General features: G+C 53.9%; 22 protein-coding genes, 1 tRNA gene and 1 pseudogene. 15 read left to right on the top strand and 9 right to left on the bottom strand.

Annotation, left to right across the window (positions count from 1 at the left end; genetic code table 11):
* Positions 1-4 precede the first annotated feature (4 nt).
* The 4 genes from nqrE (at position 5) to dinB (ending at position 3,205) form a co-directional block, all read left to right on the top strand.
* Positions 5-601 carry an NADH:ubiquinone reductase (Na(+)-transporting) subunit E gene (gene nqrE, locus HV355_RS19175; RefSeq protein WP_003863217.1) on the top strand — a complete coding sequence of 199 codons (597 nt, stop codon included), beginning with the start codon at positions 5-7 and terminating at the stop codon, positions 599-601.
* 10 nt (positions 602-611) lie between these two features.
* The gene (gene nqrF, locus HV355_RS19180; protein ID WP_089598130.1) at positions 612-1,835 is read left to right on the top strand and encodes an NADH:ubiquinone reductase (Na(+)-transporting) subunit F; all 1,224 of its coding nucleotides are present in this window, start codon (positions 612-614) and stop codon (positions 1,833-1,835) included.
* A 2-nt stretch (positions 1,836-1,837) separates the two neighbouring features.
* A complete protein-coding gene (gene nqrM, locus HV355_RS19185) occupies positions 1,838-2,038 on the top strand; it encodes a (Na+)-NQR maturation NqrM (RefSeq protein WP_029484987.1) in 201 nt (66 codons plus the stop codon).
* Positions 2,039-2,146: 108 nt separating this feature from the next.
* Positions 2,147-3,205, top strand: a complete 1,059-nt coding sequence (gene dinB, locus HV355_RS19190) for a DNA polymerase IV (RefSeq protein ID WP_010427901.1) — start codon at positions 2,147-2,149, stop codon at positions 3,203-3,205.
* Between the two features lie 76 nt (positions 3,206-3,281).
* On the opposite strand, the gene pepD is transcribed toward dinB, so the two are convergent.
* A complete protein-coding gene (pepD, locus tag HV355_RS19195; RefSeq protein ID WP_182403058.1) occupies positions 3,282-4,739 on the bottom strand; it encodes a cytosol nonspecific dipeptidase in 1,458 nt (485 codons plus the stop codon).
* Between the two features lie 260 nt (positions 4,740-4,999).
* Between pepD and gpt the strand changes: the two genes are divergently transcribed.
* The 3 genes from gpt (at position 5,000) to crl (ending at position 7,266) form a co-directional block, all read left to right on the top strand.
* Positions 5,000-5,458, top strand: coding sequence for a xanthine phosphoribosyltransferase (gene gpt / locus HV355_RS19200; protein ID WP_010427903.1), 459 nt, complete (start codon positions 5,000-5,002; stop codon positions 5,456-5,458).
* 104 nt (positions 5,459-5,562) lie between these two features.
* A complete protein-coding gene (gene frsA, locus HV355_RS19205) occupies positions 5,563-6,807 on the top strand; it encodes an esterase FrsA (protein WP_089598126.1) in 1,245 nt (414 codons plus the stop codon).
* A gap of 57 nt (positions 6,808-6,864) precedes the next feature.
* Positions 6,865-7,266 carry a sigma factor-binding protein Crl gene (crl, locus tag HV355_RS19210; protein ID WP_010427905.1) on the top strand — a complete coding sequence of 134 codons (402 nt, stop codon included), beginning with the start codon at positions 6,865-6,867 and terminating at the stop codon, positions 7,264-7,266.
* A 134-nt stretch (positions 7,267-7,400) separates the two neighbouring features.
* Here crl and phoE read toward each other — a convergent pair whose 3' ends face one another.
* Positions 7,401-8,453 (bottom strand): phosphoporin PhoE, encoded by a 1,053-nt coding sequence (phoE, locus tag HV355_RS19215; RefSeq protein ID WP_010427906.1) that lies wholly within the window; start codon positions 8,451-8,453, stop codon positions 7,401-7,403.
* A 304-nt stretch (positions 8,454-8,757) separates the two neighbouring features.
* Between phoE and proB the strand changes: the two genes are divergently transcribed.
* The 3 genes from proB (at position 8,758) to HV355_RS19230 (ending at position 11,313) form a co-directional block, all read left to right on the top strand.
* Entirely contained in the window at positions 8,758-9,861 is a 1,104-nt protein-coding gene (proB, locus tag HV355_RS19220) for a glutamate 5-kinase (protein ID WP_089598125.1), read from the top strand.
* A gap of 11 nt (positions 9,862-9,872) precedes the next feature.
* Positions 9,873-11,126 (top strand): glutamate-5-semialdehyde dehydrogenase, encoded by a 1,254-nt coding sequence (gene proA / locus HV355_RS19225; protein WP_182403059.1) that lies wholly within the window; start codon positions 9,873-9,875, stop codon positions 11,124-11,126.
* Between the two features lie 111 nt (positions 11,127-11,237).
* A tRNA-Thr gene (locus HV355_RS19230) sits at positions 11,238-11,313 on the top strand.
* 69 nt (positions 11,314-11,382) lie between these two features.
* On the opposite strand, the gene catA is transcribed toward HV355_RS19230, so the two are convergent.
* From catA to HV355_RS19255, 5 genes and pseudogenes are all read right to left on the bottom strand, one after another.
* The gene (catA, locus tag HV355_RS19235) at positions 11,383-12,060 is read right to left on the bottom strand and encodes a type A chloramphenicol O-acetyltransferase (protein WP_182403060.1); all 678 of its coding nucleotides are present in this window, start codon (positions 12,058-12,060) and stop codon (positions 11,383-11,385) included.
* 55 nt (positions 12,061-12,115) lie between these two features.
* A complete protein-coding gene (locus tag HV355_RS19240) occupies positions 12,116-14,047 on the bottom strand; it encodes a bifunctional diguanylate cyclase/phosphodiesterase (RefSeq protein WP_182403061.1) in 1,932 nt (643 codons plus the stop codon).
* A 17-nt stretch (positions 14,048-14,064) separates the two neighbouring features.
* The gene (locus HV355_RS19245; protein WP_010427922.1) at positions 14,065-14,559 is read right to left on the bottom strand and encodes a molybdopterin-dependent oxidoreductase; all 495 of its coding nucleotides are present in this window, start codon (positions 14,557-14,559) and stop codon (positions 14,065-14,067) included.
* Positions 14,560-14,880: 321 nt separating this feature from the next.
* Positions 14,881-16,119 carry an L-dopachrome tautomerase-related protein gene (locus HV355_RS19250; protein ID WP_182403062.1) on the bottom strand — a complete coding sequence of 413 codons (1,239 nt, stop codon included), beginning with the start codon at positions 16,117-16,119 and terminating at the stop codon, positions 14,881-14,883.
* Between the two features lie 45 nt (positions 16,120-16,164).
* Positions 16,165-16,299, bottom strand: a pseudogene (locus HV355_RS19255) (short-chain dehydrogenase); the annotation flags it as partial.
* A gap of 170 nt (positions 16,300-16,469) precedes the next feature.
* Between HV355_RS19255 and HV355_RS19265 the strand changes: the two are divergent.
* Both HV355_RS19265 and HV355_RS19270 read left to right on the top strand, forming a co-directional pair.
* The gene (locus HV355_RS19265; RefSeq protein WP_126817347.1) at positions 16,470-17,369 is read left to right on the top strand and encodes a LysR family transcriptional regulator; all 900 of its coding nucleotides are present in this window, start codon (positions 16,470-16,472) and stop codon (positions 17,367-17,369) included.
* A 16-nt stretch (positions 17,370-17,385) separates the two neighbouring features.
* Positions 17,386-17,895: a hypothetical protein gene (locus HV355_RS19270; protein WP_182403064.1), complete on the top strand. Its 510-nt coding sequence runs from the start codon at positions 17,386-17,388 to the stop codon at positions 17,893-17,895.
* Between the two features lie 22 nt (positions 17,896-17,917).
* On the opposite strand, the gene HV355_RS19275 is transcribed toward HV355_RS19270, so the two are convergent.
* Complete coding sequence (locus HV355_RS19275) at positions 17,918-19,702, bottom strand: diguanylate cyclase (RefSeq protein ID WP_182403065.1); 1,785 nt, start codon at positions 19,700-19,702, stop codon at positions 17,918-17,920.
* 112 nt (positions 19,703-19,814) lie between these two features.
* Positions 19,815-20,924, bottom strand: a complete 1,110-nt coding sequence (locus HV355_RS19280; RefSeq protein WP_010427927.1) for an AI-2E family transporter — start codon at positions 20,922-20,924, stop codon at positions 19,815-19,817.
* Positions 20,925-21,090: 166 nt separating this feature from the next.
* On the opposite strand from HV355_RS19280, the gene HV355_RS19285 reads away from it, so the two are divergent.
* From HV355_RS19285 to mmuM, 3 genes are all read left to right on the top strand, one after another.
* The gene (locus HV355_RS19285; RefSeq protein WP_108415670.1) at positions 21,091-21,474 is read left to right on the top strand and encodes a GFA family protein; all 384 of its coding nucleotides are present in this window, start codon (positions 21,091-21,093) and stop codon (positions 21,472-21,474) included.
* 253 nt (positions 21,475-21,727) lie between these two features.
* Complete coding sequence (gene mmuP, locus HV355_RS19290; protein ID WP_108415671.1) at positions 21,728-23,128, top strand: S-methylmethionine permease; 1,401 nt, start codon at positions 21,728-21,730, stop codon at positions 23,126-23,128.
* The gene (gene mmuM / locus HV355_RS19295) at positions 23,115-24,047 is read left to right on the top strand and encodes a homocysteine S-methyltransferase (protein ID WP_182403067.1); all 933 of its coding nucleotides are present in this window, start codon (positions 23,115-23,117) and stop codon (positions 24,045-24,047) included. The genes mmuP and mmuM overlap by 14 nt, the downstream gene beginning before the upstream one ends.
* Positions 24,048-24,050: the final 3 nt, after the last annotated feature.

The raw sequence follows: 24,050 nt of genomic DNA on the forward strand, positions 1-24,050 counted from the left end.
GACAATGGCTCATTACCTGAGTTTATTTGTGCGCGCGGTGTTTGTTGAAAACATGGCGCTCGCGTTTTTCCTCGGCATGTGTACATTTCTTGCCGTGTCTAAAAAGGTCTCCACGGCATTTGGCCTGGGCGTGGCGGTCACCGTTGTGTTGGGGCTTTCGGTTCCGATTAACAACCTGGTGTTCAACTTCGTGCTGCGGGACGGCGCGCTGGTGGAAGGGGTCGATCTCAGCTTCCTCAACTTCATCACCTTTATCGGCGTGATCGCGGCGCTGGTGCAAATCCTTGAGATGATCCTCGATAAGTATTTCCCGTCGCTGTACAACGCGCTGGGGATCTTCCTGCCGCTTATCGCGGTGAACTGCGCCATCTTCGGCGGCGTCTCGTTTATGGTTCAGCGCGATTACAACTTCAGCGAATCCGTGGTCTATGGCTTCGGTTCCGGCATCGGCTGGATGCTGGCGATTGTGACCATGGCGGGGATCCGCGAAAAAATGAAATATGCCAACGTGCCTGCGGGTCTGCGCGGCTTAGGGATCACCTTTATCACCACCGGCCTGATGGCGTTGGGCTTTATGTCCTTCTCCGGTGTGCAGCTATAAGGGCTAACAGATGGAAATTATTCTTGGCGTGGTGATGTTCACGCTGATTGTTCTGGTGCTGTCAGGGCTGATTCTGGCGGCGCGTGCGAAGCTGGTGAACGCCGGTGATGTCATTATTGATATCAACGATGACCCGCAAAATCAGATCCGTACCCCGGCAGGGGACAAACTGCTCAATACGCTCTCGGGCAATGGGATCTTTGTCTCGTCAGCCTGCGGCGGCGGTGGTTCATGCGGGCAGTGCCGTGTGACGGTGAAAGAGGGCGGCGGTGATATCCTGCCTACTGAACTGTCGCATATCACGAAGCGTGAAGCGAAAGAGGGCTGCCGTCTCGCCTGCCAGGTCGCGGTGCGCCAGAACATGAAGATTGAGCTGCCAGAAGAGATCTTCGGCGTCAAAAAATGGGAGTGCGAAGTTATCTCTAACGATAACAAAGCCACGTTCATTAAAGAGCTTAAGCTGCGTGTCCCTGAAGGGGAGAGCGTTCCGTTCCGCGCGGGCGGGTATATCCAGATTGATTGTCCGGCGCACACCGTGGCGTATGCCGACTTCGACGTGCCCGAGGAGTATCGGGCCGACTGGGACAAATTCAATCTCTTCCGCTTTGTTTCCGAAGTAAAAGAGCCGACGTTGCGCGCTTACTCCATGGCTAACTATCCGGAAGAGAAGGGCATTATCATGCTCAACGTGCGTATCGCCACGCCGCCGCCGAATGTGCCGAATGCACCTCCGGGCGTGATGTCGTCGTATATCTGGTCCCTTAAGCCAGGCGACAAAGTGACGATCTCCGGTCCGTTCGGTGAGTTCTTTGCCAAAGATACCGACGCGGAAATGGTCTTTATCGGCGGCGGTGCCGGTATGGCCCCGATGCGCTCGCACATCTTTGACCAGCTCAAACGTCTAAGCAGCAAGCGTAAAATCAGCTTCTGGTACGGGGCACGCTCCCTGCGCGAGATGTTCTACGACGATGAGTTTGAACAGCTGGCGCGTGAGAACCCTAACTTTACCTTCCACGTGGCGCTTTCCGATCCTCAGCCGGAAGATAACTGGACGGGCTATACGGGCTTCATCCACAACGTGCTGTATGAAAACTACCTCAAACAGCACCCGGCACCGGAAGACTGCGAGTTCTATATGTGTGGTCCGCCGATGATGAACGCCGCCGTGATTAAGATGCTTAAAGATCTTGGCGTTGAAGATGAGAACATCATGCTTGATGATTTTGGAGGCTGATGATGCTGACGTTTCTGGCGACCTTTGCCGTCTTTGTGCTGGTGGTGCTCGGCATGTCGTTAGGCTGGATCATCAAGCGTAAAAGCATTCAGGGCAGCTGTGGCGGTATTTCATCCCTTGGGATGGAAAAGGTGTGCGACTGCCCGGAACCGTGCGATGCGCGGAAAAAAAGAATGGCCCGCGAGCAGCAGCGTATCATTTAAGTGTATGTGAGCCGGGTAAGGCAAAGCCGCCACCCGGCGTTTTCACATCTGCTTCTCAATCCTCATTTATTTACTGTATACTTATCCAGTGATGAGTGAGGGCTTACTATGCGCAAAATAATCCATGTCGATATGGACTGCTTTTTTGCCGCAGTGGAGATGCGTGACAACCCGGCGCTGCGGGATATTCCCATCGCCATTGGCGGCAGCCGCGTGCAGCGCGGTGTGATCAGCACCGCCAACTATCCCGCGCGCAAATTTGGCGTGCGCAGCGCCATGCCGACTGCGATGGCCTTAAAGCTTTGCCCTCATCTCACGCTCCTGCCCGGTCGGTTTGATGCTTATAAAGAGGCCTCAATTCATATTCGGGAAATCTTCTCCCGCTACACCTCACTGATAGAACCGCTGTCGCTGGACGAAGCCTATCTGGATGTGACCGACAGCGTGCATTGCCACGGATCCGCCACGCTGATGGCCCAGGAGATCCGCCAGACGATATTCAACGAGCTGAACCTGACCGCATCGGCGGGCGTCGCGCCCGTGAAATTCCTCGCCAAAATTGCTTCAGATTTAAATAAACCGAACGGCCAGTACGTCATCACCCCTGAAGAGGTGCCTGCATTTTTGAAAACGCTACCGCTTGGCAAAATACCCGGCGTGGGGAAAGTCTCTGCCGCAAAGCTTGAAAGCATGGGGCTACGGACCTGCGAAGACGTGCAGCGAAGCGATCTCGCCATGCTGCTTAAGCGCTTTGGAAAGTTTGGTCGCGTGCTGTGGGAGCGCAGCCAGGGCATTGACGATCGCGATGTGAACAGCGAACGGCTACGGAAATCCGTCGGCGTTGAGCGCACCCTCATTGAAGATATTCATGACTGGTCCGAGTGCGAGGCCATTATCACGGAACAGCTTTACCCTGAGCTGGAGCGACGCTTAACCAAGGTGAAGCCGGACCTGCTGATCGCCCGTCAGGGCATCAAGCTAAAATTCAACGATTTCCAGCAGACCACGCAGGAACACGTCTGGCCGCGTCTGAATAAAGACGATCTGATTGCGACCGCAAAAAAGGCATGGGAAGAGCGCCGGGGCGGGCGAGGGGTGAGGCTGGTGGGATTGCACGTCACGCTGCTGGACCCGCAGCTGGAACGACAGCTGGTATTGGGATTGTAAAAAAGCCCGGTGCGCTACGCTTACCGGGCCTATGTTTTTCACGCTCTCCCTGTGGGAGAGGGCTGGGGTGAGGGTATTACTTAGCAGGAATCGCTTTCAGCAGTTCAGTCAGCAGCGTCCAGTAGTGACCGACGCTTTCGATATGAACCTGCTCATCCGGCGAGTGCGGACCGGTGATGGTTGGCCCGATAGACACCATGTCCATGTCAGGATACGGCTTCTTGAACAGACCGCATTCCAGACCGGCGTGGATAACCTGAATGTTCGGGGTGCTGTTGAACAGACGCTGGTATGTTTCACGCACCAGTGCCATGACCGGAGAGCTTGCGTCCGGCTGCCAGCCCGGGTAGCTGCCTTTCGCGGAGGTTTTTGCGCCCGCCAGCGTGCCCAGAGACTCCAGCATGCTCACTACGTACTCTTTACCGCTGTCGATCAGGGAACGGATCAGGCAGATGATCTCTGCGCTGTCGTCGCCCATGGTCACCACGCCCACGTTCAGGGAGGTTTCCACCACGCCTTTCGCGACGTCAGAGTTGCGGATCACGCCGTTTGGCGTCGCATTCAGCAGCTGAACGAAGGTGTCGCGAGACTGCGCGGTCAGGGCGGCTTTATCCGTGGTCACGGATTCCAGCACTACGGTCAGGTTCTTCTCTTTCTCAGAAAGTTCGTTTTTCAGGATATCAAGATAAACGCTGGAGAGCTTTTTCAGCTCGTCTGCTTTTGCCGCGGGTACTGCTACGGTGGCGAAGGCTTCACGTGGGATCGCGTTACGCAGCGTACCGCCGTTGAAATCGACCAGATGCAGATCCAGCTCGGCCGCGTGACCCGCCAGGAAGCGTGCCAGCAGTTTATTGGCATTGCCGAGACCCAGATGAATATCACCGCCGGAGTGGCCGCCTTTCAGCCCTTTCAGCGTCAGCTTGAAGGTCTGGTAGCCTGCGGGAATCGCTTCACGAGACAGCGGCAGGGTAGAAATGAAATCAATCCCGCCCGCGCAGCCCATGTAGATCTCGCCTTCTTCTTCGGAGTCGGTGTTGATCAGGATATCCGCCTGCAGCCAGTTGGCCTGCAGACCGAACGCACCGTCCATGCCCGCTTCTTCGGTCATGGTCAGCAGCACTTCCAGTGGACCGTGCTCAACGCTGTCGTCGGCCAGCACCGCCAGCGCAGAGGCCATACCGATGCCGTTATCCGCGCCCAGGGTGGTGCCGCGCGCTTTCACCCACTCGCCGTCGATGTACGGTTGAATCGGGTCTTTAGTGAAGTCGTGAACGGTATCGTTGTTTTTCTGCGGAACCATGTCCAGGTGCGCCTGCAGCACAACCGGTTTACGGTTTTCCATGCCTGCGGTGGCAGGCTTGCGGATCAGAATGTTGCCAACCTGGTCGCGCTCGGCGTGCAGACCTTTTTCCTTCGCCCACCCCATAATGTGTTCGGCAAGCTGTTCTTCATGGTAGGAAGGGTGTGGAATGGAACAGATTTTGGCAAAAATATCCCACAGCGGTTGTGGAGATAATTGAGACAGTTCAGACACGATAAGTCTCCTTGTCGATGCGCTGCAAACTGGGTTGCAGGTCACAGGGTTAGCAGGTTAATAGTTACCACAAGACAGGCTTGCGAGATGCATCTGAGAATACCACTTTCTCCGACGGCGGGTAGCATAAAGCATGTAAAAACTCAGGCTCGGGGCGCTAAACACTGGTTTTTAGTGCGTCAGATCTCTATAATCTCGCGCAACCTATTTCCCCCTCGAACACTTTTTAAGCCGTATATAAACAGGCTGGGACACTTCACATGAGCGAAAAATACGTCGTCACCTGGGACATGTTGCAGATTCACGCACGCAAACTGGCTGCGCGTCTGATGCCTTCCGAGCAGTGGAAAGGCATTATTGCCGTTAGCCGCGGCGGTCTGGTACCGGGGGCGCTGTTGGCACGTGAGCTGGGTATTCGTCATGTCGATACCGTATGTATCTCCAGCTATGACCACGACAACCAGCGCGAGCTGACCGTGCTGAAACGCGCGGAAGGCGACGGTGAAGGCTTCATCGTTATTGACGATCTGGTCGATACCGGTGGTACCGCGGTGGCTATCCGTGAAATGTATCCAAAAGCGCACTTCGTCACGATCTTCGCAAAACCGGCGGGTCGCCCACTGGTTGACGATTACGTGATTGATATCCCGCAGGATACCTGGATTGAACAGCCATGGGATATGGGCGTGGTCTTCGTACCGCCTATTTCAGGCCGTTAATCCCAGTACGTAACTTTACACGCCCGGCAATGCCGGGCGTTGTTCTTTTTATCCTGCCACGCGTTACAATGGTCGTTATATGACGTATCCATGGAGGCAACGCAATGACGCAGGCGAATCTCACCGAAACTCTCTTTAAACCCCGTTTCAAACACCCTGAAACGTCGACGCTGGTGCGTCGGTTTAATCCGGGGACCATGCCTGCCGTCCAGTCTGCGTTAGACGGTAAAAACGTGCCCCACTGGTATCGCATGATTAACCGCCTGATGTGGATCTGGCGCGGTATCGATCCGCGTGAAATCCTTGACGTGCAGGCGCGTATCGTCATGAGCGAATCTGAACGGACCGACAGCGAGCTTTACGATACGGTGGTGGGCTATCGCGGCGGCAACTGGATCTATGAATGGTCGAAGCAGGCGATGCTCTGGCAGCAAAAAGCCAGCCAGGAAGAGGATGCCACGCGCAGCGGCAAGCACTGGCTGCATGCGGCCAATCTCTACGCCATTGCCGCGTATCCACATCTGAAAGGTGATGAACTGGCGGAGCAGGCCCAGGCGCTGGCGAACCGAGCTTATGAAGAGGCGGCGCAGCGTTTGCCGGGCCAGATGCGCGAGCTTGAGTTCAGCATTCCTGGTGGCGCACCCGTCACCGGGTTCCTGCATATGCCGGAAGGCGAAGGCCCGTTCCCGACCGTACTGATGTGCGGTGGGCTGGATTCCCTGCAAATTGATTATTACAGCCTGTTTGAGCGCTACTTTGCACCAAAAGGGATTGCGATGCTGACGCTCGACATGCCTTCTATTGGCTTCTCGTCGAAGTGGAAATTGACTCAGGACTCGAGCCTGCTGCACCAGCATGCGCTTAAAGCACTGGAGAATATTCCCTGGGTTGACCATACCCGCGTGGCGGCTTTTGGCTTCCGATTTGGGGCGAACGTTGCGGTGCGTCTGGCCTATCTTGAATCTTCGCGCCTGAAGGCTGTGGCCTGCCTGGGCCCGGTGGTTCACGCGCTGCTCAGCGATCCTGCCCGTCAGGGCAGCGTGCCGGAGATGTACCTTGATGTGCTGGCCAGTCGTCTTGGCATGCATGATGCATCAGACGAAGCGCTGCGCGTTGAGCTCAATCGTTACTCGTTAAAAACGCAGGGGTTGCTGGGACGCCGCTGCCCAACGCCGATGCTGTCAGGTTTCTGGAAAAACGATCCGTTCAGTCCGGAAGAAGAGTCTCGCTTAATCACGTCGTCATCTTCGGATGGCAAGTTGCTTGAAGTGCCATTCAGCCCGGTGTATCAGAATTTTGACAAGGCGTTAAAAGAGATTACACGCTGGATCGCGCAGAGATTGTGTTAATAGATTGCTAAATTTTGATGGTTTGGTAAAACAGTGGCTTCACAAAAGGAGATCGCAATGACGTTACCGAGTGGACATCCGAAAAGTAGACTGATCAAGAAGTTCATGGCTCTTGGCCCGTATATTCGAGAAGAGCAGTGTGAAGAGAATCGCTTTTTTTTCGACTGCCTGGCTGTTTGCGTCAACGTGAAGCCTGCACCCGAAAAACGTGAATTCTGGGGCTGGTGGATGGAAATGGAAGCAGAGGAAAAACGCTTTACCTACAGCTACCAGTTTGGCCTGTTTAACAAAGACGGTTACTGGCAAGCGGCACCTATTAAAGATCAGGAAGTGATCGACCGCCTGGAACATACGCTGAAAGAGTATCTCGGCAAGGCTAGCGCGCTGCTGGCAACGCTGGATCTGAAGCTGGAGCCTGCGGATGATTTTTCCAGCGAGGCGGTTAAGCTGACCGCCTGATGATACCACAGTGCCGGGTGGCGGCTTTGCCTTACCCGGCCTACAAAATGCACTATCCCGTAGGCCCGGTAAGCGTAGCGCCACCGGGCAATAAAAAAAACCGGCATCAAGCCGGTTTTTTTATTTCCACAAAATCAGAACTGGTACGTCATACCCAGCGCGACGATATCGTCGCTGCTCACGCCCAGTTTATTGTCGTCATCAATCTGGTTGATTTTATAATCAACAAATGCAGACATGTTTTTGTTGAAATAATAGGTTGCGCCTACGTCGATATATTTCACGATATCTTCGTCGCCAATGCCTTCGATGTCTTTGCCTTTAGATTGAACATAGCCAACGGATGGACGCAGGCCAAAGTCAAACTGATATTGCGCAACCACTTCGAAGTTTTGCGCTTTATTCGCGAAACCACCGGAGATTGGGGCCATATTGCGGGTTTCGGAATAGATAGTAGCCAGATAAATATCATTGGCATCATATTTCAGACCGGTTGCCCAGCCTTCGGCTTTTTTACCTTCACCGCGCGTCAGCAGGTTCTGCTCGTTGGTGCGATCGGAGTTAGCATAAGCACCAATGACAGAGAAATCGCTGCCGCCGAAGTCATAGCTCAGAGACGTACCGAAGCCATCCCCGTTCTGCTTTTTCACATCGCGGTTTTCATTTTTGCCCTGGTATTGCAGGGTCATATCCAGACCGTCCACCACGCCAAAGAAGTCGGTGTTACGATAGGTGGCAAGACCGGAGGCACGCTTAGTCATGAAGTTGTCGGTTTGCGCCAGACCGTCGCCGCCGAACTCAGGGAACATATCGGTGTAGGATGCGACGTCATACAGCGCCCCCAGGTTACGACCGTAGTCCAGAGAACCAAAGTCTTTTAATTTAAGACCGGCAAACGCCAGACGTGTTTTCTGAGAAGAGTCGCTCTCTGCTTTGTTTCCGGCAAATTCTGCTTCCCAACGGCCATAGCCCGTCAGCTGATCGTTAATCTGCGTTTCACCTTTAAAGCCGAAACGCACGTAAGTCTGGTCACCGTCTTTAGCGTCATCATCACTGAGGTAGTGCATTGCTTTTACTTTGCCGTACACGTCCAGTTTATTACCGTTCTTATTATAAACCTCTGCTGCGTGAACAGATGCGGAAGCCACAACGCCCATTACCACTAATGCCAGAGTGCTCTTTTTCATTTTCATTCCTGAGTTTTATATACGCGCTAATATTCGCTGAACGCTAAGCCGACGCTTATGTTCCGTGAAAAAACAGGAAGGGTTTTATCGTCCGCGGGTGAACGTTTTATGACAATTTAAGAATATGTTTAAAAAAGTATGTTTTAATTTTTCAGTAATAAATTTGTCAAAATCAGCCGCTACGCTTCCTGATCCCGCGCAACAAAGTGTTTTGCTTTGTGCTAAGGCAGTTGGCAACGGGGCTGAGTCCTGTTAAAACGTTCGTTCGACATCATTTTCCCTTATCGTTGAACGGCAGAGAATCATGAGTGACAGCCAGACGCTGGTGGTAAAACTCGGTACCAGTGTGTTAACAGGCGGATCGCGCCGCCTTAATCGCGCCCACATTGTTGAGCTTGTACGTCAGTGCGCTCAGCTGCATGCCGCAGGGCATCGTATTGTTATCGTGACCTCCGGGGCGATTGCCGCCGGGCGCGAACATCTGGGTTACCCCGAACTCCCCGCGACGATAGCCTCTAAACAGCTGCTGGCCGCCGTGGGACAAAGCCGACTCATTCAACTCTGGGAGCAGTTGTTCTCTATCTATGGTATTCACGTCGGACAGATGCTGCTGACGCGTGCGGATATGGAAGACAGAGAGCGTTTCCTGAACGCGCGCGATACGCTGCGTGCGCTGCTGGATAACAATATTGTTCCGGTTATTAATGAAAACGACGCCGTGGCCACCGCTGAAATTAAAGTGGGTGATAACGATAACCTCTCTGCGCTGGCGGCGATTCTGGCAGGTGCCGATAAACTCCTGCTTCTGACCGATCAGCAGGGGCTGTTCACCGCCGACCCGCGTTCTAACCCGGAAGCCGAACTGATCACCGATGTTCACGGCATTGACGATGCCCTGCGCGCCATCGCCGGTGACAGCGTTTCAGGTCTCGGAACCGGTGGAATGGGCACCAAGCTGCAGGCCGCCGACGTCGCGTGCCGTGCCGGTATCGACACCATTATTGCTGCGGGCAGCCGTCCGGGCGTGATTGGTGACGTGATGGAAGGCATCTCTGTCGGCACCCGCTTCCACGCTCAGGAATCCCCGCTGGAAAACCGCAAACGCTGGATATTTGGTGCGCCTCCTGCTGGCGAACTCGTCGTCGATGAAGGGGCCACTGCCGCGATTCTGGAACGAGGGAGTTCATTACTTCCTAAAGGAATTAAAAGCGTGACAGGCAACTTCTCCCGTGGTGAAGTGATCCGCATCCGTAGCCTTGAAGGCCGCGACATCGCCCACGGCGTAAGCCGCTATAACAGCGACGCGCTGCGCCGCATCGCGGGCCACCATTCGCAGCAAATCGATGCCATTCTTGGCTACGAGTATGGCCCGGTTGCCGTACATCGCGATGACATGATTATTCGTTAAGGAGCCAGAATATGCTGGAACAAATGGGCGCAGCCGCGAAGGCCGCCTCTTACAAACTGGCGCTCCTTTCCAGCCGCGAGAAAAACCGTGTGCTGGAAAAAATCGCTGATTATCTGGAATCACAGTCCCAGGAAATTTTGCTCGCCAACGAGCAGGATCTGCTGGAAGCCCGTCGCAACGGTTTGAGCGAAGCGATGCTTGACCGTCTGGCGCTGACGCCGGCACGCCTGAAAGGCATTGCCGACGATGTCCGTCAGGTCTGTAATCTGGCCGATCCGGTAGGGCAGGTCATTGATGGTGGGCTGCTCGACAGCGGTTTACGTCTTGAGCGCCGCCGCGTGCCGCTCGGCGTGATCGGCGTCATTTACGAAGCCCGCCCAAACGTCACCGTTGACGTCGCCTCTCTGTGCCTGAAAACCGGTAACGCCGCTATTCTGCGCGGTGGAAAAGAGACATGGCGCACCAACGCCGCGACGGTGAAAGTCATTCAGCAGGCGCTCGAAGAGTGTGGCTTACCGGCGGGGGCCGTACAGGCGATCGAGAGCCCGGACCGCGCGCTGGTCAACGAAATGCTGCGCATGGACAAATACATCGACATGCTGATCCCACGCGGTGGCGCAGGCCTGCACAAACTCTGCCGCGAGCAGTCGACCATTCCGGTGATCACCGGCGGTATCGGCGTGTGCCATATCGTGGTCGACGACAGTGCGGAGATTGAACCGGCGCTGAAGATTATCGTGAACGCAAAAACCCAACGTCCAAGCACCTGTAATACGGTAGAAACGCTGCTGGTGCATCAGGATATTGCGAACACCTTCCTGCCAGCTCTGAGCAAGCAGATGGCAGAGAGCGGCGTGACGCTGCACGCCGATGCTAACGTGCTCGCGCTGCTTAAAGATAGCCCGGCTAACGTCGTTCCCGTCAACCCGGAGCAGTACGACGACGAATTCCTGTCGCTGGATCTGAACGTGAAAGTGGTTGCGGATCTCGACGACGCCATTGCGCACATTCGTGAACACGGCACCCAACATTCGGACGCGATCCTGACGCGTACGCTGCGCAATGCCGATCGCTTCGTGAACGAAGTGGATTCCTCCGCGGTGTATGTGAATGCCTCCACCCGCTTCACCGACGGTGGACAGTTTGGTTTGGGCGCAGAAGTGGCGGTCAGTACGCAAAAACTGCACGCGCGCGGTCCGATGGGACTCGAAGCGCTGACCACGTACAAGTGGATCGGCTTCGGTGACGATACGATTCGTGCGTAAATAATCACGGGTGATGCAAAAGTAGCCGTTTGATTCAAAAGGGCATTGACGCATCACCCGGATAGATCTAACCTTTTGCCCCGTGGTTACACTCGTAACCGGCCTCTCAGGGCCGATATAGCTCAGTTGGTAGAGCAGCGCATTCGTAATGCGAAGGTCGTAGGTTCGACTCCTATTATCGGCACCATCTTTTTAACGCAGCCTTCAGACAATCAAATAAACAACATTTCCCCCTGTCAAAGAGACTTATGGCAACTCAGCCATTACATCCCTCTGCCAGCTGCGACAAACCATCACACATCTCCTGCAACTCATTAAACATCCTTGCCACATGGAAGCCATCACACACCGAATGATGGACCTGTACCGCCATAGGCAACAACACTTTCCCATCCTGTTCGTAGTATTTTCCAAACGTGAACATAGGGGAAAAGAAATTCTTCATGTGCGCAATGTTCATCGTAAAGTTAGTAAACGTTACCCAGGGAATAGACGATACGAAAAAGACATTTTCCCGTGACTCTTCCTTCGGCCAGTAAGAAAGGTTATTGCCATAGCGCGCAACGTCTTCTGCATAGGTATTCTGGAAGCTATGCATATTGCCGTCGAAGTTGCTCCACAATGACGAAAACGTCTCCGTTTCGGGATGGAAAATGGTATAGCTTGGATGGATTTCATTCCATATAACCAGCTCATCGTCCTTCATGGCCATACGGAATTCCGGATGCCGGTTCATGATTTTAGAAAGGAGGAAAATAATCGTCGGGTAAAACTTCCACCCGACCTCTTTGATATGTTTTCGCAGCACGGTAATGTCGATCAGAACCGTTTGGTTAATTGTACATTCGGCAAATGACTGGAATACCTCAAAATGTTCTTTCCTTGCCCAGCGAGATAAATCAACAGGCGTATATTCCGGCATTGTCTTTTTCATTTTTAAACCTTTGATTATCAAAATGGTGTTAGCTCAAAACGGTCCTAACACCCATTCAACTGCACCTGATTACCTTGTTCACCTCAGGCTGTGGTTTTCCGAACAGGTATCCTTGCACGAGATCGCAGCCAAGCACCTGAAGACGTTCAAGCTGCTCTTCGGTTTCAACGCCTTCTGCAATGACCCGCATATTGAGGCTCTTTGCCATGCCGGTAATCAATTTCACGATATTCAGTGCTTCATCTTGCGTGGATATAGAATTCACAAAGGATTTGTCTATTTTGATTTTGTCAAAATTCAGTTCACTCAATCTTGAGAGTGAAGAATATCCCGTCCCGAAATCATCGATAGAAATTTTTACGCCCAAGGATCTCAGCTTTTTAAGAATACTGATCGGCATGTTGCTGTCACTGAAGAGCGAAGACTCGGTAACCTCTAACTCAAGACGGTTAGGCGGTAGACCTGTCTCTTTCAGAATGGACTGCACCATCGTCGTAAACGATTTGCTGCCCAGCTGAATCGGTGAGACATTCACAGAAATTCTTGCCGGAACGGCCCAGGAAACCGCTTCACGGCAGGCAATCTCAAGCACAATTTTGCCAATTTCATTGATCTTGCCGGTTTTTTCGGCGACAGAGATGAAGCTATCCGGCGACAGAATTCCCCTCACAGGGTGTTTCCAGCGAATAAGCGCTTCATAGCCGTAAATTTCATTGCTGAATGAATCGACAATAGGCTGATAATAAACAACGAATTCATTGTTATCGAGCGCCAGCGCCATATCATGCTCAAGGGTTCTGCTTTCCTGCAATTTTTGCAGCATCCACTGGCGGAAGACTTTTATCTGCTGTGAACCCTCTTTTTTAGCCTCGTAGAGTGCCAGATCGGCAAATTTATAAAGATAATCAGAGCGTCGTTCATTATCAGATAAAACGATACCCACACAGGTGGCAATTTTTATCAGTTGGTTATTAATCGTATAGGGCTGGCTGATATGATTACTGATTTCTTTTGCGCGTGAAACGGCTGCCGTTTCGGTGAGGCCACTCGACAGAAGGGCAAACTCGTCTCCGCCCAAACGGTAAAACGTATCAGTGGCGCTGCTCATTGAGGTGAGCCGTCTGGAAACCTGATTCAACAGTAAATCACCGGCATCATGGCCATAGGTATCGTTGACCTCTTTGAACCGATCTAAATCAAATAACATCACCGTGACAGGGATGTGGTTTTTGTCTGCCTGAAGATTAATTTTGCTGAGATCGTCCCAGAAGAAAAGGCGGTTTTTCATGCCGGTCAGGGAGTCATGATAAACATCATACTCCAGCTTCGCGTTCTGAATTTGCAGCTTTTCTTTTGATATCTGAAGTTCGTCAGCAAGGCTTTTAACCTGCATGTGTGCTTTGAGAATGTTTTTATTCTGGTAGATCATTAAGAATCCCAGAATAAAGCTTAATATCACCAGAAGTAACGAAAGTGCGGAATAGATATAATAGAGTATTTGTATTTTTCTATTGGATTCATTAATCGTATTAATATCTTTTGTTAACGCACTTGAAGAGAGTTGGCTTAGTGGCGCGTCGAGCAGATGCATATTAGCCAAATATTTTTTTAACTCTGCATGGCTCATTTTTTCCAGATGACTATCCAGATAAGAAAGTATTTCTTCCAGGCGTGCAGCGAGCGCCTGATGCGTTTTATCGCTTTCAATATAGCGACCTAGATCTCCCTCCTTCATTAACTCACCCTGGCTGAGCATAATTTCGAGGCGCATGCGGGCCTGGTCTATCGTAACCTCATCGGTATCGGTTGCGTACAGACCAAGCCATGATTCAAATCGGTAATACTCTGATACCAGTTGAGCCACGGACCAGGACTCAGTGTAGTGAGTCAGTTTTTGCAACTCTTGCTGACGATCGTAAACAAGAAATGCAATATATCCTGTCGTGATAAAAAGAGAAAAAATGATACCAACCAGTATCCTGTTCATTATGTTCTCCTGAACTGCTATTCAATCTTCATTTTGCTAACCTGCCATGCCGAGCGCGAGTAATAAATCTGATTATTCAATTCAGGAAGACTGTCATAAGGGTAAACAATGAATGATGGGCCTTTATCGCGAATGCGCATATATTCGCCATTGATCTTTAAGGCAAGTATAGCGTTGTATTTTTTAAAGTCGCTGAGAGGGATCTCGGTAGCGTAATCATTGAGCGCAATAACATTAACGACAGAACCCTTCGCGCCAACATAATCCATGAGTTTGCCCATGGGGACACCCTCAAATTTTGTACGACCAGTGTACCAGGGAGATGTCGTCTCAAAACTCACCATACCCAGTTTTTCAAGGCTGGCGAGATCAAACACTGCTTTTCCCTCTTCATTGGTATTTTCTATATTACCGTAAATCGTCAAAATGGGTTTTCCAACGGGTTTTGGCAGTTCGCCAGCCCAGGCTAAACTCTGTACCAGACAGCATACCAGCATTAGGGTTAATCGCATTATGGCCTCCACTTTTGAACAGAAGTATATGAATTATAATTTAGTTATCACAGTAGTTTATGTATTTTATTGAGTCGCTATTACTTCTGTACTTATGTGAAGATTTAGTGTAGCTAAATCAATAGTTTGTGTGGTTTTAGGCGAGGGCGTTTGAATCACATACAACGCCTCTTTTTTTTGAGGCACGCTACACTGACTTGAATAAACTCTCTTGCGTTTAAAAAACGATCGCTTTAATTGCGTGTTATTTTCTCACCGCAGAGTTTGTATCTGTCATGGACAGGTAAAAAAAACGCCACCCAATGGGCGGCGTCGTCATATTTAGCGATTGTCCAGCGTAGTGTACCGTTCCTTTTTCGTGCCCGGTGAAGCATCGAGTGGCAAACGCCATAGCTCGTAGCGTTCATGACCGGGTTTGACCGCTCCAGCAAAGTGGTCATTAAGGCTACTTGAGGTAAAGATCAGGTCACCGTCCGGACGAATAGCCGGCGTGTCTGGCCAGCGTACGGATTCATTTTCAGCAATAAGCGACATTGTACGGGTCTTCGGATCATACCTGACAATGCCGTTGTGGGTGACATCCGTAATATAGAGGTTGCCCTTTGCATCGGTCACCAGACCGTCCGTGTTGCCTCCCACCGTGCCCAGATTCTGGATTTGCCCGGTAATCTGCGCATCGGTTGACCCAGGCTGCTTCAGAACGGCAGTCGGTACCGCGTACGCATGTGTTCCCGTCGTCACCGTCCAGTACAATGTCTCAGCATCGGGAGAAAGCGCAATGCCATTGATGCCAATCAGCAGCGGTTTACCCGGCCACACTTCCGCACCGTGGGAAACGACTTTTACGCCGGGTTCAATCTGCAGAGCAGGGTGGCGATCCAGTACGCGTCGGGCTGTGCCGGCGGTAAAATCCACAACGATCAGACCGACACGGTTTTCAGGCGCACTTCGCGATCCGCTGTCGGAAATGTATGCGATACGACGATCCTCATCGACAACGACATCATTGAGGAAGCTCGCCTTACGGTCAGCCACGCCGTCCAGTGGGATCCGTTTAACCGTGCGGCCCGAGTCGAGATCCAGCACGACCAGTTTCTGCGAGCCTGCGGGGGATTCCGCTTCTCCCGCGACGAACCCCATATCCAGCGCCCATAACCAGCCGTTCTTACGATCAACATAAAAGCCGAGCACGTTGCGCAGGTTCCGATCGGGAGCAGAATCTACCGCATTACCCTGGCGTGACGGAAATGCCGTCAGGCGCGCCGGGCCCGACTGAGTGCGGGTATCCAGAATACTTAACGTGGCGGGGGCACTGGCCGAAACCAGTCGTGGCGTGCTGACAAAGGCTCGGCCCTTTGCATCAAAGTGAATACCGGCGATGGGGGCATTAACCGACCCGGAAAAAAGCGCCGGCTGCCCGTTCTCTGGTGTATCCCAGCTTACGCCTGAATAGCTGCGCCAGCGTTCAAGAGGCACCTGATTCACCGCGCTGGCGCTGCTTGCGAAAGAAAACAATACCGCCATCGCAATGGCGGAGAAAGTACGGGTACTGTGGGACATAAATGCTCCAGTGAAGAGAGTAAGAAGCGGCTTCTTAATTCGGTATCAAAGAATGGAGCGGAATGTGCCGCCCTCGATGCGTACCGCAGCTCCGTTAGACGCTGCGCCGAGTGGGCTTGCCAGCAGCGCGACCATAGCGGCTATTTCGTCAGCCTCGATCATTCGTGCGATCAGCGTGCTGGCGATAGCTAGCCCAATTCCTGCGGTCGCTCCAGTGACAAGTGCGGTCTTACCAGCGAGTTGAAGATCCATAATTTTTGCCTTTTGGTGATAAGTGCGGTCACTTTACTCATCGCCCAATCGGAGATAAATTAGCGAAATTGAAAAACATTTGTTCGTGAAAGAGCAAAATGAGCAGAAAATTCGATTATCTCGGCGATGTTGAAGTCTTCATTACTGTCGTTGAACATGGCTCATTTACCGCGGCTGCGGTTGCCCTTTCAACCACCCCCTCAGTCTTAAGCCGCGCGGTGTCCCGCCTTGAAGTACGTCTTGGACGACAGCTATTACAGCGCACCACTCGTCGCGTGGGGCTCACGGAAGCCGGACGAATTTATCTGGAGCAGGCGCGAGCGGCGTTTTCCCTGCTTGATGACGCCGAACGGGATGGTCGTGGTCAGGGGGGCGATCTGACGGGCCGCGTGAGGATCAGCGTTCCGACCACCTACGGGCACTATTGTCTGCCGCCCCTGTTGGCTCGCTTTTCTCAACAGTATCCGCACGTTCAGGTAGAACTGAATATCACCAATCGCAACGTCGATCTGATCGCGGAGGGATTCGATCTCGCTGTTCGTCTGGGTCAGATGCCCGATAGTGGCTTAGTGGCGCGCAAGCTGGAAGATGCGGCATTGCTTCTGGTGGCATCCCCTGCTTACCTTCATCGAACGGGCGTCCCGCAGACGCTGGATGAGCTGCAACAGCACCGCTGTCTGCCTTTTATCATGCCGCGAACGGGGCGCATTGCACCCTGGGTGTTCCGGGATGATGGACGCGACGTTGACTGGCTGCCCCGTTCAACCTTCGAAATATCGGATGACGTGCTGGGTGTGGTTTCACTGGCGGAACAGGGGATGGGGATCTGCCAGAGCTATGAATTTATCGTCCGCGACAGGATAGCGCGCGGCCAGCTCGTCGAAGTGCTGCCCCATTTACGCGGGCGCTCGCGGCCTTTCTCCGTGATCTTCGCGCCGCACCGTCGTCAGTCGGCAGCCACTCGCGCGATGATCGCCCTTCTGACCGCAGACGCATGACAAGGAACTGTTCACCATGAAAAAAGATAGCTATGCCTTTCTGATCCCACTCATCGTTGGCGGGTTGGCGTTGATATTCGGTTTTGTTGTCTGGTCAATCAAGATTTATCGCGTGACCTTTCTCACCCTCCTGGGAGAACAGGTTCTTGCGGTTGGCGCATTGCTGCTGCCGCTGGTGGTGATGGCGATGTTCATCGTGAAGAGAGCGTTCAAAGGCAAAACCGTTGTTGACGTTGTCAAAATTTACCTCGGCCTCATCATCTTCAGCCTGCCGGTGGTCATTTTCGTCATCGTTACCGCGGCCTGGCTACTGGGCGGAGAATACTCTGCCTGGAGTCAACCTTATCGGTATGAATCCGGCAGCCGAAAAAGCTGTTCGGGGGCGAAAGTCTATGAGCCGGAACTCAAGAGAGAGATCCGCATCTGTTACCCGCAGGGGAATTATTTTATCGACAGCACCCTGTACGTGGAAAAGCGGAGTAATTCGCTGGGCATGGTGGTGCTTTGGGCAATCACACGGCCCTGAATCCGGGGCCGACTCATCCCCCTTAGCTCGCTTCCAGCATCCCAAAGCTCACAATCCGCGAGCGGCCCAGCTCTTTCGCCCGATACAAGGCCACGTCTGCAGCGCGCAGCAGGCTGTCACTCTGGGCATGTTGCGGGTAGCTGGCGATACCAATGGATACATCCACCGGACCAATCTCGGTCAGCCCATAGCGAAGCGACAGCTCATGCACGCCGTTGTAAATTTTCTGCGCACAGGCATGCGCTTCTTCTTCATCGGCACCGGAAAGCAGAACCAGGAACTCTTCGCCACCGTAGCGGAAGGCCATACCCGTATTATGCGTGGCGCGCTGAACAACCGACGCCACGCTTTTAATGACCTGGTCACCCGCTTCATGACCAAAGCGGTCATTAATGCTCTTGAAGTGATCGATGTCGATCATCAGGCAGCTTACCGGTTGCTCGCTTCGCATGGCCTGCGCCATTTGCGTCCGCAACGTATCTTCCAGGTGATGACGGTTACGTAAACCCGTGAGCGGGTCGAAGAGCGCTTTTTCCAGTAGAGCATCGCGTAGCCGCTGGTTGGCCAGTGCCAGCCCCAGCGCTTCAGCCATAAGTTCAAGATAAGCGCGGGAGGGGGCGGTTTCAGGGGTGATGTTCTGGAAAGAGAGCAGGCCGATGGCTTCGCCCTGCGCAATGAGCGGAACGCACAGGGACCTGTGTGCTTGCGATTCTGGCAGGTGATAACAACCAATGTCAGGCTCACCGTTCACCGGGGGATGGCTCTGCCCGCGCCGGACAGCCCAGCATTCATCCGGATGGAATGCGGGTGTGTCGCCCTCCGGGGACAACCATTCTGCTGCGCAGCGCATCTGCCAGGGTTCGCGATCAAAAATATATAACCGCCCGGAAACGCCCGGCGCAATATTAGGCGCAAACAGCTCTGCCACATTAATAACGTCGGCGAGGTTTTCACAGCCCTGCAACCGCTGGGTCATACGAGCCAGCAGCTCGCGGATCGCCCAGTCGGCATCGCGCTCTTTTTCCAGCTGCTGTCGCACCAGCCCGTTCTCGCGGAAAATGCGGATGGCCTGGGCCATATCGCCTATTTCATCAATCTGGGTAAAGTTTGGCGTTTCAACGGCATAGTCCTGCGAAGCCAGCCGGTGTACGACGTCGCTCAGCCGAACCACCGGGTGAAGCACACGACGCTTGAGAATAAAGCCCATCACGAACAGGAAGAGCAGGGCCGTGAGGCCGACCATCACTTCCGACACCGTGCGCAGTGCTTTCGATGTTTTGGTGGCCGCCTGTACGTCGGCAATGATGCGCTTATCCAGTATCTGGCGGAAATGATCAATCTGGCTCTGCGCGCGCTCCATCTCTTGTTCGTAGACAGGGCCATAAAGCAGGGCAACGGCCTGCTGTTGCTCGCCACGGGCTATGCTGTCGAGTGCGGTCTGCTGCTCGTCCTGCAGTTCATCAATGATTTTTAATCCTTCCTGAAGCAGCATGAGTTCTTCGCCGGAGGCGCCGTTATCTTTTAACTGCACCAGATGATGCTCTATGCTTTTTAATTCGCTCTCTTTCTGCCGATATTCTTCCCGAATAGAGGGCTCTTTTTTGATGACGAACAGGCGCGCTAAATCAGAGAGCATCCAGGTATTTGTCTCGATCTCTTCCGTAAGCCGATCAAACACCTGCCGTTGCTTAACGGCCTGACGTTCAACGTTATCGGCGTTGGATGCCAGGAGCATAACGATGCCAGAGGCAAGGGTCAGGCACACCGTGGCACCGTAGGCCCAGTTTGTTATCGTGGCGATTCGCACCTGTGGGATCCTTCTACGACAAGAGTGGGGAAGCGTTTTTCAAATTATAGAAAATGTTTGATTTAGCGTGAAAAGAAAGGCGGCAAAGAGCCGCCTGGAATGAAGAGAAACGTTATAGATCTGGCCGGTTTTTTCCTTCTTCGATGAAGTCTGCGTCCAGCTCTTCGGCGTTACCTTCGTGATCGCGCCCTGAGAACAGGTTCCAGCAGGCGATAAACAGCGCGGCAATCAGCGGCCCGATAACAAAGCCGTTAATGCCGTACAGCTCCATGCCGCCGAGGGTGGAGATCAGAATCAGGTAGTCCGGCATTTTGGTGTCTTTGCCTACCAGCAGCGGGCGCAGAATATTGTCTACCAGCCCAACGATTATCACGAAGAAGCCGACAATAAACAGCCCTTGCCACAGCTGGTGGGTGGCGAACAGGAAGATGGCCGCAGGCACCCAGACAATCGCCGAGCCGACGGCTGGCACCAGCGAGAGGAAGGCCATCAGCGCGCCCCAAAGTATGCTGCCATCAATGCCTGCAATGGCAAACGCAATCCCGCCGAGCGTGCCCTGCACCACGGCGACCACCGCCGTGCCTTTTACCGTCGCCCGCGAGACGCCGACGAATTTGGCGAACAGGTGCTGTTTAGCGAAATCAGACAGCGGCAGGGAATCAAGGATCTGGCGCACCAGATAGGGGCCGTCTTTCAGCAGGAAGAACAGCAGATAGAGCATGATGCCGAAGCTGATGGCAAAACCGAACGTCCCCTTACCGATCAGGAACGCGCTGCCTGCCAGATACTGACCACCCTGCAACGCCACGTCAGAGAGTTTTTTCTGGATTTGCGCAGCGTTAGTCAGGTTGTGGTCCGCCAGAAAACCGCTGGCCCAGTCCGGCAGGCGGTTAAAGATGCTCGCGATCACTTCCGGGAATTGCGTGTTGTTCGCTTGCAGCTTGGTGTACACCACGTTCAGCTCAATGGCGAGCGAGGAGAGGATCACCATCAGCGGGATAAAGACGATCAGGCAGATAATGCACAGCGTCAGGAACGAGGCCAGCCCGTTGCGATCGCCAAGCGCAGCGCGCAGTTTGTTTTTCACCGGGTTAAAGATGATGGTCAGGATGGCGGCCCACAAAATCGCGGAGAAGTAGGGCGACAGCACGTCGAAGAAGGCCCAGGTGACGAGGGCGAGAATAAAAATGAAGAAACCTTTGGTCAGTCCATTAAAGCGCATAGTGATTCCTGGTAACGAATAAGCAGTGTCGACTATAGAACTGATTTGAGGATTTACCAATAATTCTGCGGCTGGCGTGCAGGCGATGGCTTCGCCTGACCCGGACTATAAAATCTCAATAATGTGTTATGTTTTGATGAGATTTTAAACAGCTCAGGACGACAGCATGGAAAAGGTCTTTTCAGGCGGGTGCTTATGCGGCGCGGTTCGCTTTACCGCTGCGAACGGGGGCAATGTGCACACCTGTTCGTGCGATATCTGTCAGAAGCACACTGGCGCACAAACCGTCGTATGGATTGAGTTCCCGGCGGAAAACGTGCAGTGGACCGGTCCGGGTGGACGTCCGGCGACATGGCGATCGTCGGACTACTCCAGCCGGGCGTTTTGCCCCACCTGCGGCAGTTCTATCGGTGCGATTGATGATTCACCCACCGTTGCCTTATTTACTGGCGTGTTTGACGATCCGGATCAGCCGGAGTTTGCCCCAGAAAATCACTCCTTCGACGACATGATGCCTGCCTGGTGGCGACATACCATGAGGGAAGCGTAAAAGTATGATCCGAGGGTTCGTCGATACCACTTTCGCCTGACCGAGAATCTCAGTTATTCACGCCATGCTGTAAGCATCTGCTTGCGGAGGTGCTTATGGCCTGGCGTCCGATTCTCTATGTGATCCTCACAACCCATCCCCGACTCAGCGCACGGCGTGCCCGTCTGCGTCTGGTCATCTAGCTTTTTATTAACAATCGCGGTATAACACACCTTCTTTGGATGTTTAGATGTCCATACGTTTAGAAGGTAATATGCAAACACAACAAGAAAATGGGCAGCTTAAACGCACCATGAAAACTCGCCACCTGATTATGCTTTCGCTGGGTGGCGTGATTGGCACAGGGTTATTTTTCAATACGGGCTATATCATTTCGACGACCGGGGCGGCGGGCACGCTGCTGGCGTACCTGATTGGCGCGCTGGTGGTCTGGCTGGTGATGCAGTGTCTGGGCGAGCTTTCCGTGGCGATGCCGGAAACCGGCGCGTTCCACGTCTACGCCGCCCGCTATCTTGGCCCGGCGACGGGCTACACCGTGGCGTGGCTCTACTGGCTCACCTGGACGGTGGCGCTTGGGTCGAGCTTTACCGCCGCCGGGTTCTGCATGCAGTACTGGTTCCCGCAGGTGCCCGTCTGGGCCTGGTGTGTGGTCTTCTGCGCGGTGATTTTTGGCCTCAACGTCATCTCGACGCGCTTCTTTGCTGAAGGTGAATTCTGGTTCTCTCTGGTGAAAGTCATCACCATCATTGCCTTTATTATTCTCGGCGGGGCGGCGATCTTTGGTTTTATCCCGATGCAGGACGGTGCGCCCGCGCCGGGCCTGAGCAACATCACCGCCGAAGGCTGGTTCCCGCACGGCGGCCTGCCGATCCTGATGACCATGGTGGCGGTGAACTTTGCCTTCTCCGGTACCGAGCTTATCGGCATCGCGGCGGGTGAAACGGAAAATCCGCACAAGGTGATTCCGGTGGCGATCCGCACCACCATTGCACGCCTGATTATCTTCTTTATCGGCACCGTGTTTGTACTGGCGGCGCTGATCCCGATGCAGCAGGCCGGGGTAGAAAAAAGCCCGTTCGTGCTGGTGTTCGAAAAGGTCGGTATTCCTTATGCGGCTGATATCTTTAACTTTGTGATCCTGACGGCGATCCTCTCGGCGGCGAACTCCGGTCTGTACGCGTCTGGACGCATGCTGTGGTCGCTCTCGAATGAGAAAACGCTGCCGCGCTGCTTTGCCCGCGTCAACAAAAACGGCGTGCCGCTGACGGCGCTGTCGGTTTCCATGCTCGGCGGGGTGCTGGCGCTGTTCTCAAGCGTGATTGCGCCGGACACGGTGTTTGTGGCGCTGTCTGCAATTTCCGGGTTTGCGGTGGTGGCGGTGTGGATCAGCATCTGCGCGTCGCACTTCGTTTTCCGTCGCCGTCATTTGCAGTCCGGCCAGCCGCTCTCCGCACTGCAGTACCGTGCGCCGTGGTATCCGCTGGTGCCGGTGCTCGGCTTTGTCCTCTGCGTGGTGGCCTGTGTCGGCCTGTGGTTTGATCCGAGCCAGCGCATTGCGCTTTACTGCGGGCTGCCGTTTGTCGCCCTGTGTTATGGTGCGTACTACCTGACCCGAAATCTGACATCGCAGGAGCCTGAACATGTCGCAGAATAATCCGCTTACCGCCCTCCTTGAAAAGCAGCCCTTCGTGGTGCTGGATGGCGCGATGGCAACGGAGCTGGAAGCGCGCGGCTGTAACCTGGCAGACAGCCTCTGGTCTGCCAAAGTGCTGGTTGAAAACCCGGAACTCATCCGTGAAGTGCATCTTGATTACTACCGCGCGGGTGCGCAGGTGGCGATCACCGCCAGCTATCAGGCCACGCCTGCGGGCTTTTCCGCGCGCGGTCTGGACGAGGCGCAGTCTCGCGCGCTGATCGGTAAAAGCGTGGAGCTGGCGCGTAAGGCGCGCGAAGCGTATCTGGCTGAAAATCCGCATGCGGGCACGCTGCTGGTGGCGGGATCTGTCGGGCCATACGGAGCCTATCTGGCGGATGGCTCAGAGTATCGCGGCGACTACGTGCGCAGTGCGCAAGAATTCATCTCCTTCCATCGTCCTCGCGTGGAAGCGCTGCTGGATGCGGGCGCTGACCTGCTGGCCTGCGAAACCCTACCGTCCTTTGAGGAGATTAAGGCGCTGGCGGCGTTGCTGTCTGAATACCCCCGCGCCCGGGCGTGGTTCTCCTTCACCTTACGCGACAGCGAGCACCTGAGCGACGGCACGCCGCTGCGTGAGGTGGTCAGCGTACTGGCGAATTCTCCGCACATTGTTGCTCTGGGCATTAACTGCATCGCCCTGGAAAACACCACCGCGGCGCTGAAGCATCTGCAAAGCCTGACGGCGCTGCCGCTGGTGGTTTACCCGAATTCAGGGGAGCACTATGACGCGGTAACCAAAACCTGGCACCACCACGGTGAAGCGTGCGAGACGCTGGCAGGGTATCTGCCGCAGTGGCTGGCTGCCGGGGCGAAGCTGATTGGCGGGTGCTGTCGCACCACGCCGAAAGATATTGCTGAGCTGAACGCGCAGCGCTGAGTC

The sequence above is a fragment of the Enterobacter sp. RHBSTW-01064 genome (genome assembly GCF_014103035.1).
Lineage (GTDB): Bacteria > Pseudomonadota > Gammaproteobacteria > Enterobacterales > Enterobacteriaceae > Enterobacter > Enterobacter mori.